Raw genomic sequence first — 14,562 nt, forward strand, 5'->3', positions numbered from 1 at the left:
TTCACGCCGTCTCCGTGCCCGTCCGCCGTTGTCCGCCGTTTGTCCGTGGTCAACGGCCCGGGCGCGACGACACCTTATCCTCGCACGTCCGCAAACGTATCGCACGCCTTCGGATCCCCGGAATCAAACCCTTTCCTGAACCACGACGATCGCTGCGCCGACGACCCGTGCGTGAACGAATCGATGTTCACGTGCCCCGTCGCCTGCTGTTGCAGCCGATCGTCTCCGACCGCCGACGCCGCGCGCAACCCATCGTCGATGTCGCCGGGATCGAGAATGTTCTCATTCTGCATTTCGTGGCCGAACACGCCGGCGTAGCAGTCCGCCTGTAGCTCCAGCCGCACCGACAGCGCGTTCGCCTCGCCCGGGTTCGACTGCTGTAACCGACGCACTTGGCGATCGAGCCCATTGATGTGCTGCACGTGATGCCCCAGTTCGTGGGCAAGCACATACGCTTGCGCGAATTCACCCGGCGCGCCGAACCGCGTACGCAACTCGTCGTAGAACGCCAGGTCGATATACACCTTCTCATCGTTCGGACAATAGAACGGTCCCATCGTCTCCTGGCCCACGCCGCATCCCGTCTGTGTCGCGTTGCGATAGAGCACGAGCTTCGCATCATGCCACGGCTGGCCGAAGGCGCGTGGCTCGAGGCGCGACCACACCGCTTGCGCGGAGTCGAGCACGAACGACACGAATTGGACTTCGCGTGCCTCTTCGGGCGACTGCTGCGCCGGCGCGACGTCGCCGCTCGCCGTTTGTTGAGGGCCCGGATTCGTGTCACCGCCGCCGCCCACGAAGTTGCGTCCGAAGATGAGACTCAACACGATGAGCACCAGCGTTCCACCAATTCCCATTGGCGCCATGCCGAAGCCGCCGCCGCTCGAGCCGCGCCTGTCTTCGATGTTTCCGCTTTCACCGCCCGGTGTCCACCGCATCCCGTATCTCCCGTTATCTCCCGTCAGTTCGGTTCGCTCGACTGCAGTCGAACGCAGGAGAATCACAAGTTTTGCGCCATGACGTAGTCGTGCTGCAGATCCGACCCCAACTGGAATGTCTTGACCCCGACGCGCCGAAGCCCGCACTTCTCGTAGAACGCGATCGCGCGCGGGTTCCGTTGCCAGACCGCGAGCCACAGAACGTCGCACGACCACTCGCGCGCCTGAACGGTGCACGCCCGCATCATCACGTTGGCCACGCCGCGTCCGTGATAGGGTCGGTCGACGTAAATGCGCTGAATTTCCGCGGGATGCTTTGCATCCACCGATTCCGTGCGGCTGTCGCGCCACAGCATCACATAACCCATCGGCTCGCCAGCATCGTCTTCGGCGAACCATACGCGGCATCGGTCGTCGGCGAGCTCGGCAGCCTGCGCGTCGGCATGAAAGGTCTGCGCGAGATACGCGGCCATGTCGTCGGCGGTGTTGGCCGCGGCGAAGGTTTGTTCGAACAATCGCGCGCCGAGGCGTGAGAGGAGCGCGGCGTCATCGGTGGTCGCTCGACGCAGCCGAACGCCAGTCGGTGTATCGTTGTGCATGATGAAATTTGTACTCGACCGGACGATTGACGCACCAACGATTGGGGCGCGTCTCTTGCTCCTTCCCTGCGTCCATCCAACCCACGACGCCGCTCATGAACGACCTCTGGACCCTGCAGCGAGGGGCCCAGCTCCAGCCAGATAATTCGGTTCGATTCTCCGTGTGGGCGCCGCGTGCGAAGCAGCCGCGCGTGCGCATCGGTCGTGGATCGAACGCGCGCGATCATGTATTGGCGCGCGCCGCCGGAGAGTGTGGCGTGTGGAGCGTGACGGTGCCGAACGTCGGCGCGAATGCCGAGTACACGTTCGTGCACGACGATGGACGCGCGCTGCCCGATCCCGTGAGTCGGTGGCAGCCCGAAGGTGTGCATGGAGCCTCGCGCGTCATTCGGCCGGACGCGTTCCATTGGACCGATGTGGCGTGGCGCGGCGTCGCGCTCGACGAATTGGTGATTTACGAATTGCACGTCGGCACGTTCACGCCGGAAGGCACGTTCGCGGCGATCGTTCCGCGCTTGGTCGAGCTCAAATCGCTCGGCATCTCCGCGATCGAGATCATGCCCGTCGCGCAATTTCCCGGCGATCGCAACTGGGGTTATGACGGCGTCGGATTGTACGCCGTGCAGCAGAGCTACGGCGGTCCGAACGAGTTGAAGCAGCTCGTCGACGCCGCGCACTCCGTGGGTCTTGGCGTCATCCTCGACGTCGTCTACAATCACGTCGGACCGGAAGGCAACTATCTCGACGCGTACGGTCCGTACTTCACCGAGAAATACAAAACGCCGTGGGGCCGGGCGCTCAACTACGACGATGCGGGCTCCGACGAGGTGCGCCGGTTCATCGTCGACAATGCGTTGTACTGGGTGACCGAGTACCACGTCGACGGACTGCGGCTCGACGCGGTGCATGGCATCTTCGATTTCAGCGCGCTGCATCTCCTGCAGGAAATCAGCACCTCGGTGCACGACGAGGCGGCTCGTCTCGGGCGCGGCGTCGTGGTGATCGCCGAGAGCGACTTGAATGATCCGAAGTTGATTCGCTCGCCGGACGCGTACGGATACGGACTCGATGCCCAGTGGAGCGACGACTTCCATCACGCGGTGCACGCGGCGCTCACCGGCGAGCGTAACGGCTATTACGCGGACTTCGGTGGCGTGAGCGCCATCGCCGCGTCGCTTCGGGAGCCATTCGTCTATGACGGACGGTTCTCACGGCATCGCCACCGGCGCCACGGCGGATCCTCGGTCGGTCTTCCGCGCCGGCGGTTCGTCGTCGCCATTCAGAATCACGATCAAGTCGGCAATCGCGCCGAGGGCGACCGGCTATCGCGCACGTTGACGCCGGCGCAGCTTCGGCTCGCCGCGGCGCTGCTGTTACTTTCGCCCTACGTCCCGCTGGTCTTCATGGGTGAGGAGTACGGCGAGACGAATCCGTTTCACTACTTCATCAGCCACGGCGACGAGGCGCTTGCCACCGCGGTTCGCGAAGGCCGCCGCAAGGAATTCGAGACTTTCGGCTGGGGCGACGCCGTTCCCGATCCGCAGGCGCGCGAAACGTTCGAGCGGTCGCGCATCGACTGGGCAAAGCGCCAGGTCGCCGAACATCAGCAACTTCTCATGGTGTACCGCGACCTGCTTGCGCTGCGACGGGAAGAGCCGCTGCTGCGGCCCGACGGCGCGCGCGTGTCGGTCGCGGATGGCGACCCCGGCTGGATTACCTTGCTTCGGGAGCCGCTCGACGACGACGCGGGAAGCGGTTGGGGTGAATTACTCGCGGTCTTCAACTGTTCGGGAGAGGCGGTGAATGTCCCGGTACCGGCGCCCGATGCGCGCGCATGGACCCTGCGTCTGTCGACGGATGCGTCCGGTTACGGCGGCGCGGACGAGGTCGTTCCGGCGATTGCGGCCGGTCCGGCGCCGGGCGCGCCGCGCCGGCTCCTCGAACCGGAGCGCGATGCCAGCCGGCGCTCGGTGCGCATGCCGCCGTGGACCGCCGCGCTCTATGCGGCAATCACAAATTACTAGTTAAGAGATACTAAATGCGCGTTTGGCCAGGCAATCCCTATCCCCTCGGCGCCACATGGGACGGACAGGGAGTCAACTTCGCGATCTTCTCGGAGAACGCCACCGGCGTCGAGCTCTGCTTGTTCAGCGCCGCCGACGACGGCACGGAGTCCGACAAGATCATGATGCGTGAACGCACCGACCAGGTCTGGCATTGCTACCTGCCCGACGTGCGGCCCGGACAGTTTTACGGCTTCCGCGTGCACGGGCCATACGATCCGAATGCCGGCAATCGATTCAATCCCGCCAAGCTGCTCATCGACCCGTACGCGAAGGCGATCACGGGGTCGATCAAATGGAGCAACGCGTTGTTCGCGTACAAAGTCGGCAGTTCGGACGAGGATCTCGAGCCCGATCCCGACAACAGCGCCGGCGGCGTCCCGAAGTCGGTCGTCATCGATCCCGCGTTCACGTGGGAAGACGACCGTCCGCTGCACATTCCGTGGAATCGCACGATCATCTACGAGTGCCACGTCAAAGGGATGACGAAGCTGCACCCCGACGTCCCGGAAGGGTTGCGCGGCACGTATCTGGGCTTATGCAGCGATCCGATGATCGAGTACTTCCTCGGTCTCGGAATTACCGCGATCGAGCTGCTGCCGGTGCATCAGTTCGTCGTCGATCGCCATCTCGCGGAGCGCGGCCTCACCAACTACTGGGGCTATAACTCGATCGGCTTCTTTGCGCCCGACGTGCGCTATGCCGCCAAGGGGCTCGGCAATCAGGTGTACGAGTTCAAGAGCATGGTGAAGACGCTTCACTCGGCGGGGATCGAAGTGATTCTCGACGTCGTGTACAACCACACCGGTGAAGGGAATCATCTTGGGCCGACGCTCTCGCTGCGGGGCATCGACAACCAGGCGTATTATCGGCTCGCGCCGAACAAACGGTACTACACGGATTTCACCGGCACCGGCAACAGTCTCAACATGCAGCACCCGCGCACCATCCAGCTCATCATGGATTCGCTGCGCTACTGGGTGAACGACATGCATGTGGACGGCTTTCGCTTCGACCTGGCGCCGGTGCTCGCGCGGGAATTGCACGACGTCGACAAGCTTTCATCGTTCTTCGACATCATCCATCAGGATCCGACGCTGGCGAACGTCAAGCTCATCGCCGAGCCGTGGGATGTCGGACCCGGCGGCTATCAGGTCGGCAACTTCCCGATTCGGTGGGCGGAATGGAATGGCCGCTACCGCGACGTCATTCGCCACTACTGGAAGGGCGATCCCGGCTACGTGCCCGAGCTCGCGTCGCGGCTCGCCGGATCGAGCGACATCTACGAGCCGAGCGGCCGCGGCGCGTACGCCAGCGTGAACTTCATTACCGCACACGACGGCTACACGATGTACGACCTCGTGAGCTACGAGCAGAAGCACAACGAGGCGAACGGCGAGAACAACAACGACGGACACAACGACAACATCAGCCGCAACTGGGGCGTCGAGGGCGAAACTGACGATTCCAAGATCCTCGACATGCGATTCCGCCTGATGCGTGACCTGATCGCGACATTAGCCTTCTCGCAAGGCGTACCGATGCTGTCGCACGGCGACGAGATCGGACGCACGCAGTCCGGCAACAACAACGCGTACGCCCAGGACAACGAGCTCACCTGGATGCACTGGGATCTCGATGAGCGGCGCAAACAGCTCCTGGCGTTTACACGGAAGTGCTTGAACCTGCGGCACAGCCACGCCGTGTTACGGCGGCGGCACTTCTTTAGCGGCGAACCAACGTTCAAGGGTGGGCCGAAGGATCTCTGCTGGATTCGGCCCGACGGACAGGAAATGAATGACGGCGACTGGCACAACGGCGAGAACCACGCGCTCGGCATGCTCATCTATGGCGAATCCACCGATGAGACGGACGATCGCGGCCGTCCGATCAAGGGCGACACGCTGTTGTTGATCACCAACGCCACCGATCAGGCAATCGCGTTCACGATGCCGACGATCGAAGGCGATGGCATGTGGGCCGAGATGATCGACGCGGCGCATCGCGAGCTGCGCGTCATTACGGGGCAGGTCGAAGTTTCCCCCTACTCGCTCGCGCTGCTGCGCTATGGCGAGAACAGACGAATGACCGATGGCTGAGAAAAAGAAACCGACGGACGACGCGAAACCGCGCGCCCCGAGAAAAAAGGCCGCGCCCAGAAAGAGCGCGGCAAAGAAAGCGGTGGCCGCCGTCGCTGCCCCGGAGCGCGCCGCGACGGAAATCTCCCGCGCCGACATTGAGCGTTTGATCAATGGCGACCACGCGAGTCCGCATTCGTTCCTTGGCGCGCATCCGTTGACGCTGTTCGGCGAGCAAGGCGCGGTCGTGCGAACGCTTGCGCCGAACGCGAAGCGCGTCGAGTGCGTGCTGCAAGACGGGCGCTCGGTCGAGCTGGAGCGCATCGCGGAAGGCCTGTCGGATTTGTATCAGTGTTTCATCCCGGGAATGACGCCGCCGTTCGCGTATCGCTTGCGCTTTACGTATCACGACGGGGCGGTGTGGGAGCGCGACGATCCGTATCGCTTCCTGCCGACGGTCGGCGAGATGGATCTCCATCTCTTCAACGAGGGCACGCATCGCGCGTTGTGGAAGAAGCTTGGTGCGCACGTACGCACGGAAAACGGCGTGTCCGGCGTGAGCTTCGCCGTGTGGGCGCCGAATGCCAAGCGCGTGAGTGTCGTCGGCGATTTCTGCGGATGGGACGGCCGAATTTTTCCCATGCGCATGCTGGGCAGCTCCGGCGTGTGGGAATTGTTCGTCCCTGAAATTCAGCCCGGTGCGTTGTACAAGTTCGAGTTGCTGACCCGCGAAGGATTGATTCGCGTGAAGACGGACCCCTTCGCGGCAAAGCAGGAGCAGGCGCCGGGGACCGCGTCGATCGTGCAGCTCGAGGACAACTACGAGTGGAGCGACAACGCGTGGATGTCGTCGCGCCGCAAGACGGATCTCGTTCGCTCGCCCCTTTCGATTTACGAAGTACACCTCGGCTCGTGGGCGCGCGTTCCCGAAGACGGTAATCGCGCGCTGTCCTATCGTGGGATCGCGCCGCGGCTCGCCGAGCATGTGAGGAATCTCGGGTTCACGCACGTGGAGCTGATGCCGATCATGGAGCATCCGTTCTACGGATCGTGGGGCTATCAGGTGAGCGGGTACTACGCGCCGACATCGCGGTATGGTACGCCCGACGATTTTCGATACTTCGTCGATGTGATGCACCAGCACGGCATCGGCGTCATTCTCGACTGGGTGCCGGCGCACTTCCCGAAAGACGACTACGCGCTTCGCCGCTTCGACGGCACCGCGCTCTACGAGCACGAGGATCCGCGGCTGGGCGAGCATCCCGATTGGGGAACGCTCATCTTCAATTACGGGCGCAATGAGGTGCGAAACTTCCTCGTCGCCAACGCGCTGTACTGGTTGAACGACTTTCACTGCGACGGCCTGCGCGTGGACGCCGTCGCGTCGATGCTGTACCTCGACTATAGTCGCAAAGCCGGGCAATGGATTCCCAACGCCAAGGGCGGCCGCGAGAATCTCGAGGCGATCGACTTTCTGCGGCAATTCACCGAAACGGTCGCCGCCGACGCGCCGGGGTGCGTCACGATCGCCGAAGAATCCACCGCGTGGCCCGGGGTGACGACGCCGGTGAACGAGGGCGGACTCGGATTCACCTTCAAGTGGAACATGGGTTGGATGCATGACACGCTCGCATACTTCGCGCGCGATCCCGTGCACCGTCGCTTTCATCAGGACCGGCTCACGTTCGCGATGCTCTACGAGTACAGCGAGCGATTCATCATGCCGCTGTCGCACGACGAGGTCGTGCACCTCAAGGGTTCGCTGCTGCACAAGATGCCGGGCGACGATTGGCAGAAGCTCGCCAATCTCCGCGTGCTGTATACGTACATGTTCACGCGGCCCGGCAAAAAGTTGCTGTTCATGGGAAGCGAGCTCGCGCCGTGGACGGAATGGAATCACGACACGAGTCTCGATTGGCATCTGCGCGACTACCCCGGGCATGCCGGCATGGAGCGCTTCGTCAGTCGTCTCGCGTCGGTCTACAAGCAGGAACCGGCCTTCTGGCGCGAGGACCACAGCTGGGATGGTTTCAGTTGGATCGACGTGGCCGACAAGGAGAACTCCGTCGTATCGTACGTCCGCCGCGCCGGTGACGCGCACGCCGTCGTCGTGCTGAATCTCACGCCGGTGCCGCGCGAGCGATATCGCATTGGTGTGCCGTCCGCGGGACCATATCGGATCGCGTTGTCGAGCGACGATGCGGAGTGGGGCGGCGGCGGCTACGGCTCGGCATCCGAGCTCGAGACGCAGCGGTCCGGCTTTCATGGATACGAGCAGTCGCTCGAGGTCACCCTTCCGCCGTTGGCGGCGTTGATTCTGAAACCAGCGCGCTAATGAGCTCAGCGCTTCGCGAGCTTGCCGATCGCGCCGGCATCATTCCCGAGTACGTCGACCAGACTGGCCGAGAGACGCGCGTCGCGAGCGACGAGACGCGGCGGTTGCTGCTCGCGGCGATGGGACTCGACGCGAGCAGCGACGACGCGGCGCGCGAGACACTCGCGGCACTGGATGCCGAAGAACGCGACGCGCTCATCGATCCGGTGCGCGTCGTCGAGATCGACGGCGACGACGCGCGCCGGGTTCGCGTGCGTGCGCCGGCGTCGCGCGCCAGCAGCGGTCCATGGCGGCTCGAGGTGGTGCTCGAGAATGGCGAGCGTGCGGTGACCGAAGGGCCGTGGCGCGGCGACGCAACCATCGAGCTGAGTCTCCCCGAGCTGCCACTCGGCTACCACACGCTGCGGCTCTCGATGAATGCCGGCGGCAGCGAATGGAGTGCCGAGCAGCGGCTCATCGTCGTGCCTTCACGCTGCGTGGTTCCTGATGACCTGTTGAACGGCGACAATGCGTTCGGCGTAATCGCGAACCTCTATACGGTACGCAGCACGACGAATTGGGGTGTTGGCGATCTCTCTGATCTCGCGACCCTGGCGCGATGGAGCGGCTCGGTCGGCGCGGATTTCGTTGGCGTGAATCCATTGCACGCGTTGATGAACCGAGGCCACGAGATCAGTCCGTACAGTCCCGTCAGTAGATTGTTTCGCAACCCGATCTATATCGATCCGGCGCGCGTTCCCGAGGTGCACGCCGACGCGGCGCTGCGCGAGCGAATTGCATCGCCGGAGTTCCAGACCGAGGGCGAGGCGCTGCGTGAGTCGCGCGACGTGCGCTACGCGCAGGTGATGGCGGTCAAGGGCCTCGTGCTCGATGCGGCATTCCGGTTCTTTGATTCGCAATCGCGTGACGGCGATCGCGCGCGCGCGTTCCAGGCGTATTGCCGAGCCAACGAGCCCGCATTGACGCGCTTCGCGCTGTGGATGGCGCTCGCCGAAGAGCACGGCGGCGATTGGCGGCGGTGGCCGGACGACTTGCGCGATGCGCGCGGCCCGGCGGTCGAAGCCGCGCGAACGCGCTTGACTCAGCGCGTCGAATATCACCGATGGCTGCAGTTCGAGGTGGATCGGCAGTTAGGGGATGCCTGCGTCGCCGCGCGCGAGGCGGGGATGCGCATTGGCCTCTATCAGGACCTCGCGATCGGCACGTCGCCGAGCGGGGCGGATGCGTGGGCGTTTCCGGAGCTGTTCGTGCGCGGCGTCAGCATCGGCGCGCCGCCCGACCCGTATTCCGCCACGGGACAGAATTGGGGCCTGCCGCCGATCTTTCCGCGCGCACTCAAACGCAACGGCTACGCGTACTTCATAGATCTCATACGCAGTGGCTTTCGGCATGCCGGTGCGTTGCGGATCGATCACGTGATGGGCCTGTTTCGCCTCTTCTGGATTCCAGAAGGAAAGAGCGGCGCCGACGGGGCGTACGTGCGCTCACCGTCATACGACTTGCTCGGCATCGTCGCACTGGAGAGCGTGCGTCATCGCGCGATCGTCGTCGGCGAAGACCTTGGCACCGTACCGCCCGACGTGCCTCCGGCGCTGAATAAATGGGGCGTGTTGTCGTCGAAGGTGCTGTACTTCGAGCGCGGTGACCATGGCTCGTTCCGTCCGGGCGCCCAGTATCCGCGCCTGTCGCTCGCGACCGCGAACACGCACGACATGCCGACGCTCGCGGGTTTCTGGCAGGGACGCGACATCGACGTCCGGCGGAGCGTAGGGCTCATCGAGAGTGACGACGACGCCGACCAGGCGCGTGCCGACCGTGAGGTCGATCGCGCGCAATTGCTGCGACGGTTGTCCGAGGAGCGCGTGCTGCCGGAAGACCACGTGTCGCCGACGTCGGCCGAGTTGCGCGCGGCGGTGCACGGGTTTCTGTGTCGCTCGCCCGCGCAGCTCGTTGGGCTGTCGCTGGACGACGTCGCGGGCGAAACGGACGCGGTCAACGTTCCCGGGGTCGGTCCCGACAAGTTCCCGAGTTGGACGCGCAAGATGCGCGAGCCGCTCGAGATCATCATGACGAGCGAGACGGCCGCGATCGCGATGCGCTGTGACGGGAGACGCGGTGTCCGGCCGTAAGCTCACGGCGACATACCGCCTTCAAATGAACGCGAAGTTCACCTTCGCGCAGGCGCGCGCGCAGCTCGACTACTTCGCATCGCTCGGCGTCTCGCATCTCTATCTCTCGCCAATCCTCGCGGCGCGCCGCGGCAGCATGCACGGCTACGACACCGTCGATCCGACACGCGTCAACCCCGAGCTCGGCACTGAAGCGGACTTACGAGATCTCGCAAGCGCGCTTCACGCGCGTGACATGGGGCTCGTCGTCGATATCGTGCCGAACCACATGGGGATCGGACCCGAGAACCTCTACTGGGACGACGTCCTCACGTACGGCGAGCGGTCGCGCTTCGCGAAGTGGTTCGACATCGCGTGGTCGGCGCACCCACAGCACAAGCTCGTATTGCCCGTCCTGGGTGACGAGCTCGAGAACGTGCTGGAGCGCGGCGAGCTCTCGGTGAAAGTTCAGGAAGGCGAGACACCGCGCGTTGTGTACTTCGGGCAATCGTTCCCCGTCGATCCCGCGTCATTACCACCCGAGCTGCAGCTCGCCGCGATCGATCCCGAGGAAACCGGCGAGCTCGCCGATCTCTTTTCCGGGACCGCGGGACGCGATCGGTTGCGCGCGCTCCTCGACGTTCAGCATTACCAGCTGGTCTTCTGGCGTCGTGGCCCAACGGAGATCAACTACCGCCGCTTCTTCGACGTCAACGATCTCGCCGCGCTGCGCATGGAAGACCAGGACGTCTTCCGCGCGACGCACGAGTTGATCCTGGGCTTTGTGCGCGACGGCGTGGTCGACGGGCTGCGTGTCGATCACGTCGACGGCCTGCTCGACCCGCGCGCCTATCTCGGCCGCCTTCGTGACGCCGTCGGACCGACGACGCCGATCGTCGTCGAGAAGATCCTGTCGCCGGGCGAGCAGTTGCGAACGGACTGGCCGATTCAAGGCACGACGGGATACGAATTCCTCAACGATCTCGAGGACGTGTTCCTCGACGCGCCGGGGTACGCCGAGATCGATTCGACGTATCGTCGCATGCGGCGGTTTGGCGCCACGACGTTTCACGATCTCGCGCGTGCCGGCAAGATCGCCGTCCTGAATGGAGCAATGCGCGCGGAGGTACTGCGTCTTGCAACGCGCCTGCAACCGATCGCGCGCGGCGGAGGACATCGGTGGTCACCGACCGAGCTTGCGACCGCGCTGACCGAATTCATGGCGTCGCTGCCAGTGTATCGGACGTACATCGATGGCCGGCCCGAAATCGAGCAAGCGGACCGTGCGCTCGTTGACGCAGCATCCTGCGACGCGCGGGAGCATGCACCGCAAAGTGCCGCGATCATCGCGTTCATCGCCGACGTTCTGCTCGACAACGTCTCCGGCGCCGCACCCGACCAGCGTCTCGCGTTCGTGCAACGCCTGCAACAAGTCAGTGGGCCGGCAACCGCCAAGGGCGTTGAAGACACGGCCCTGTATCAGTACAAGCCGCTCGCCTCGCGCAACGAAGTCGGTGGCGGGCCAGATCGCCCGCTCGACGACGTCGTCGGGCGCTTTCATCGCGCCAACATCGAGCGCCGCGAGCGTTGGCCGAGCGCGCTGATCACGACGAACACGCACGACACCAAGCGCAGCGCGGACGTGCGTGCGCGCCTCGACGTGATCTCGGAGTCGCCACGCGAATGGGTGCGTGCGGTCAAACGGTGGCGTCGTCTGAACGACAAGCATCGTCGCCCGGTCAAAGGCCGCATGGCTCCGGATACCAACGCCGAATACTTGTTGTATCAAATGCTCGTGGCGATCTGGCCGGCCCCGCGTGCTGCACGACGCGTGGATGATCTTCCCGACCGTGCCTGGCGCGACGCGGCGCGCGAGCGACTGAAGCAGTACATGATCAAAGCCGTGCGCGAAGCGAAGACGCGCACGAGTTGGGTCGATCCCGACGCCGAGTACGAAAAGGCGATGGAAGCATTCATCGCCGCCGTGCTCGAGCCGCGCGATGACGCGCCGTTTCTGTCGGACGTCGCGCGCTTCGTGTCGCGTATCGCGCTACCCGCCGCGTGGAATTCACTCTCACGCATCGCGCTGCATCTGACCTCGCCCGGCGTGCCCGACATCTACCAGGGCGACGAAGCGTGGAACTTCGCCCTGGTCGATCCCGACAATCGGCGACCGGTCGACTATGCGATGCGCGCCAAGATTCTCTCGAAGCCGCTGCCGGAGCAGCTCGACCCGTTCGACAACCAGACCAAGCTCGGGCTCACGCGCGCCTTGTTGCAGGTGCGCCGCTCGAACCCCGAGTTGTTCGCGGAAGGAGTGTATCGCCCGCTCATCGTGACCGGCGCACGCGCCGCACACGTGGTCGCATTCGTGCGCAGCCTCGGAACGACTCACTGCGTCACGATCGCCGGGCGCTTGTTGTGCACGCTTGCCACGTCGACACCGGAAGAATGGTGGGGAAACACGACGGTGGAGCTTCCGGCCGAGTTGCAGGGTATCGAATGGAGCTCGCAACTCGGATCGCAGCGGATCGCAGCGACGCGCGAAATTCGCATCGCTCCTCTGCTCTCAGCGCTTCCAACCGCTGTGCTCGCAAACTAGGTTGCTGTCGTTCGTCTCACCGCACTCCCTCCTTGCGCCAGGCTGATCCGTTCCGCTGGCACGAAATACTCGGGGCAACGCCATTTTTCATTTGCTTGCCGAGGCCTGAATGAACACTTCGTCGTCGACAGTCGCTTATTTCTCGATGGAGATTGCACTCCACAAGGCAATCCCCACCTATAGCGGCGGACTCGGCGTTCTTGCCGGTGACACGCTGCGCTCGATGGCCGATCTCGCCGTACCGGTCGTCGGTATCACGCTGCTCCATCGCAAAGGCTACTTCGAGCAGCATCTCGACGAGCAGGGCAATCAGACCGAACAGCCCGTCATCTGGCGGCCTGAAGACATGCTGGAGTTGGTCGATGCACGGGCCTCGGTGCAGATCGAAGGACGCACGGTGCATCTGCGCGCGTGGAAGTTCACCGTGAAAGGCCACGGCGGATACGAGCTTCCCGTCTATCTCCTCGACACGCAGCTTCCCGAGAACAGCGAGTGGGATCGCACGCTCACCGACTATCTCTACGGCGGCGACAGCCACTACCGACTCTGTCAGGAAGTCGTGCTCGGCATGGGCGGTGCGGCGCTGCTCGACGCGCTTGGCTGCCCGGCCGAGACGTATCACTTGAATGAAGGCCACTCGGCACTGCTCACGTTGTGCTTGCTCGAGTGGCAGCTCGACGGGCGCAAGTCGTTCGAGCTCGACGAGAGCGACATCGAGGAAGTTCGCCGGCATTGCGTGTTCACGACGCACACGCCGGTGCCCGCGGGCCACGATCGCTTTCCGAACGATATGGTCCGTGGCGTGTTGGGCGACGAACAAGTTGCGCTGCTCGAGGCCGCGCATTGTCTCGATGAGGGCATGCTCAACATGACACACCTCGCCCTGCGCCTCGCGCGTTTCGTGAACGGCGTGGCGATGAAGCATCGCGAAGTGTCGCAAGGGATGTTTCCGAATTTTCCGATCGACGCCATTACCAACGGCGTGCACGCGGGCACGTGGGCCGCGCCGGCGTTTCAGCGGCTGTTCGACAAGCGCATTCCCGAGTGGCGCAGCGACAATCTCTATCTCCGCTATGCCGTCGGCATTCCGCTGCCGGACATTCGCGCCGCACATGCGGAGGCGAAGAAGGACATGATCGACGCGATCGCCCAACGCAGCGGCGTCACGCTCGATCCCAAGGTCTTCACGCTGGGTTTCGCGCGTCGCGCCACGCCGTACAAGCGCGCCGATCTCGTGTTCAGCGATCCGAACCGGCTGGTCGAGATGGCGAACGCCGTGGGCCCGATTCAAATCGTGTTCGGCGGCAAGGCGCATCCGAACGACTCGGGCGGCAAGGATCTCATTCGCCGCATTCACGCCGCGGCCGCCGAGATCTCGGCGACGATCACGGTGGTGTACGTCGAGAACTACGAGATGGAGATCGCGGGCCGGATGGTGGCGGGCGTCGATCTGTGGCTCAACAATCCGATGAAGCCGCTGGAGGCGAGCGGCACGAGCGGCATGAAGGCGGCGCTCAACGGCGTGCCGAGCCTGAGCGTGCTCGATGGCTGGTGGATCGAGGGCCACGTCGAGGGCGTGACCGGCTGGTCGATCGGCGGCCTCGATCCCGAAGGGGATCAATCAAAGGATGCTAATGAGATTTATCTAAAGCTCGAACGGGTCATCCTGCCGCTCTATTACGGGCTGCCGTTCGCGTACGCCGAGGTGATGCGGTCGTCCATCGCCATCAACGGGTCGTTCTTCAACACCCAGCGCATGGTCGAGCAATACGTTCGCAATGCGTACTTTCCGTATGCCGAGCCGGCTGCCGTCGCGGTGGGGTAAGCCGCGTTTCCATT

Annotated in this window: 8 protein-coding genes; 6 read left to right on the forward strand and 2 right to left on the reverse strand. The window is 64.1% G+C overall.

From position 1 onward, the window contains the following. Positions 1 to 74: 74 nt before the first annotated feature. A complete protein-coding gene (locus VN706_14025) occupies positions 75 to 938 on the reverse strand; it encodes a neutral zinc metallopeptidase (protein ID HXT16752.1) in 864 nt (287 codons plus the stop codon). A 62-nt stretch (positions 939 to 1,000) separates the two neighbouring features. After that, entirely contained in the window at positions 1,001 to 1,537 is a 537-nt protein-coding gene (locus tag VN706_14030) for a GNAT family N-acetyltransferase (protein ID HXT16753.1), read from the reverse strand. Between the two features lie 95 nt (positions 1,538 to 1,632). Here VN706_14030 and treZ point away from each other — a divergent pair, with 95 nt between their 5' ends. The 6 genes from treZ (at position 1,633) to glgP (ending at position 14,548) form a co-directional block, all read left to right on the forward strand. Beyond that, the gene (gene treZ / locus VN706_14035) at positions 1,633 to 3,561 is read left to right on the forward strand and encodes a malto-oligosyltrehalose trehalohydrolase (protein ID HXT16754.1); all 1,929 of its coding nucleotides are present in this window, start codon (positions 1,633 to 1,635) and stop codon (positions 3,559 to 3,561) included. A gap of 14 nt (positions 3,562 to 3,575) precedes the next feature. Continuing rightward, the gene (glgX, locus tag VN706_14040) at positions 3,576 to 5,699 is read left to right on the forward strand and encodes a glycogen debranching protein GlgX (GenBank protein ID HXT16755.1); all 2,124 of its coding nucleotides are present in this window, start codon (positions 3,576 to 3,578) and stop codon (positions 5,697 to 5,699) included. After that, positions 5,692 to 8,013, forward strand: coding sequence for a 1,4-alpha-glucan branching protein GlgB (glgB, locus tag VN706_14045; protein ID HXT16756.1), 2,322 nt, complete (start codon positions 5,692 to 5,694; stop codon positions 8,011 to 8,013). Before glgX ends, glgB begins: the two co-directional genes overlap by 8 nt. Beyond that, a complete protein-coding gene (malQ, locus tag VN706_14050; GenBank protein ID HXT16757.1) occupies positions 8,013 to 10,142 on the forward strand; it encodes a 4-alpha-glucanotransferase in 2,130 nt (709 codons plus the stop codon). Before glgB ends, malQ begins: the two co-directional genes overlap by 1 nt. Next, positions 10,129 to 12,723 (forward strand): malto-oligosyltrehalose synthase, encoded by a 2,595-nt coding sequence (gene treY / locus VN706_14055; GenBank protein ID HXT16758.1) that lies wholly within the window; start codon positions 10,129 to 10,131, stop codon positions 12,721 to 12,723. The genes malQ and treY overlap by 14 nt, the downstream gene beginning before the upstream one ends. A 109-nt stretch (positions 12,724 to 12,832) precedes the next feature. Further along, entirely contained in the window at positions 12,833 to 14,548 is a 1,716-nt protein-coding gene (gene glgP, locus VN706_14060) for an alpha-glucan family phosphorylase (protein ID HXT16759.1), read from the forward strand. Positions 14,549 to 14,562 lie beyond the last annotated feature (14 nt).

The organism is Gemmatimonadaceae bacterium, from assembly GCA_035606695.1.
Taxonomy (GTDB): domain Bacteria; phylum Gemmatimonadota; class Gemmatimonadetes; order Gemmatimonadales; family Gemmatimonadaceae; genus JAQBQB01.

Bases quoted from the DNA above. Each gene is read 5' to 3' on its own strand.
- VN706_14025 (HXT16752.1), bottom strand. From the start codon at position 938: ATGCGGTGGACACCGGGCGGTGAAAGCGGAAACATCGAAGACAGGCGC.
- VN706_14030 (HXT16753.1), bottom strand. From the start codon at position 1,537: ATGCACAACGATACACCGACTGGCGTTCGGCTGCGTCGAGCGACCACC.
- treZ (HXT16754.1), top strand. From the start codon at position 1,633: ATGAACGACCTCTGGACCCTGCAGCGAGGGGCCCAGCTCCAGCCAGAT.
- glgX (HXT16755.1), top strand. From the start codon at position 3,576: ATGCGCGTTTGGCCAGGCAATCCCTATCCCCTCGGCGCCACATGGGAC.
- glgB (HXT16756.1), top strand. From the start codon at position 5,692: ATGGCTGAGAAAAAGAAACCGACGGACGACGCGAAACCGCGCGCCCCG.
- malQ (HXT16757.1), top strand. From the start codon at position 8,013: ATGAGCTCAGCGCTTCGCGAGCTTGCCGATCGCGCCGGCATCATTCCC.
- glgP (HXT16759.1), top strand. From the start codon at position 12,833: ATGAACACTTCGTCGTCGACAGTCGCTTATTTCTCGATGGAGATTGCA.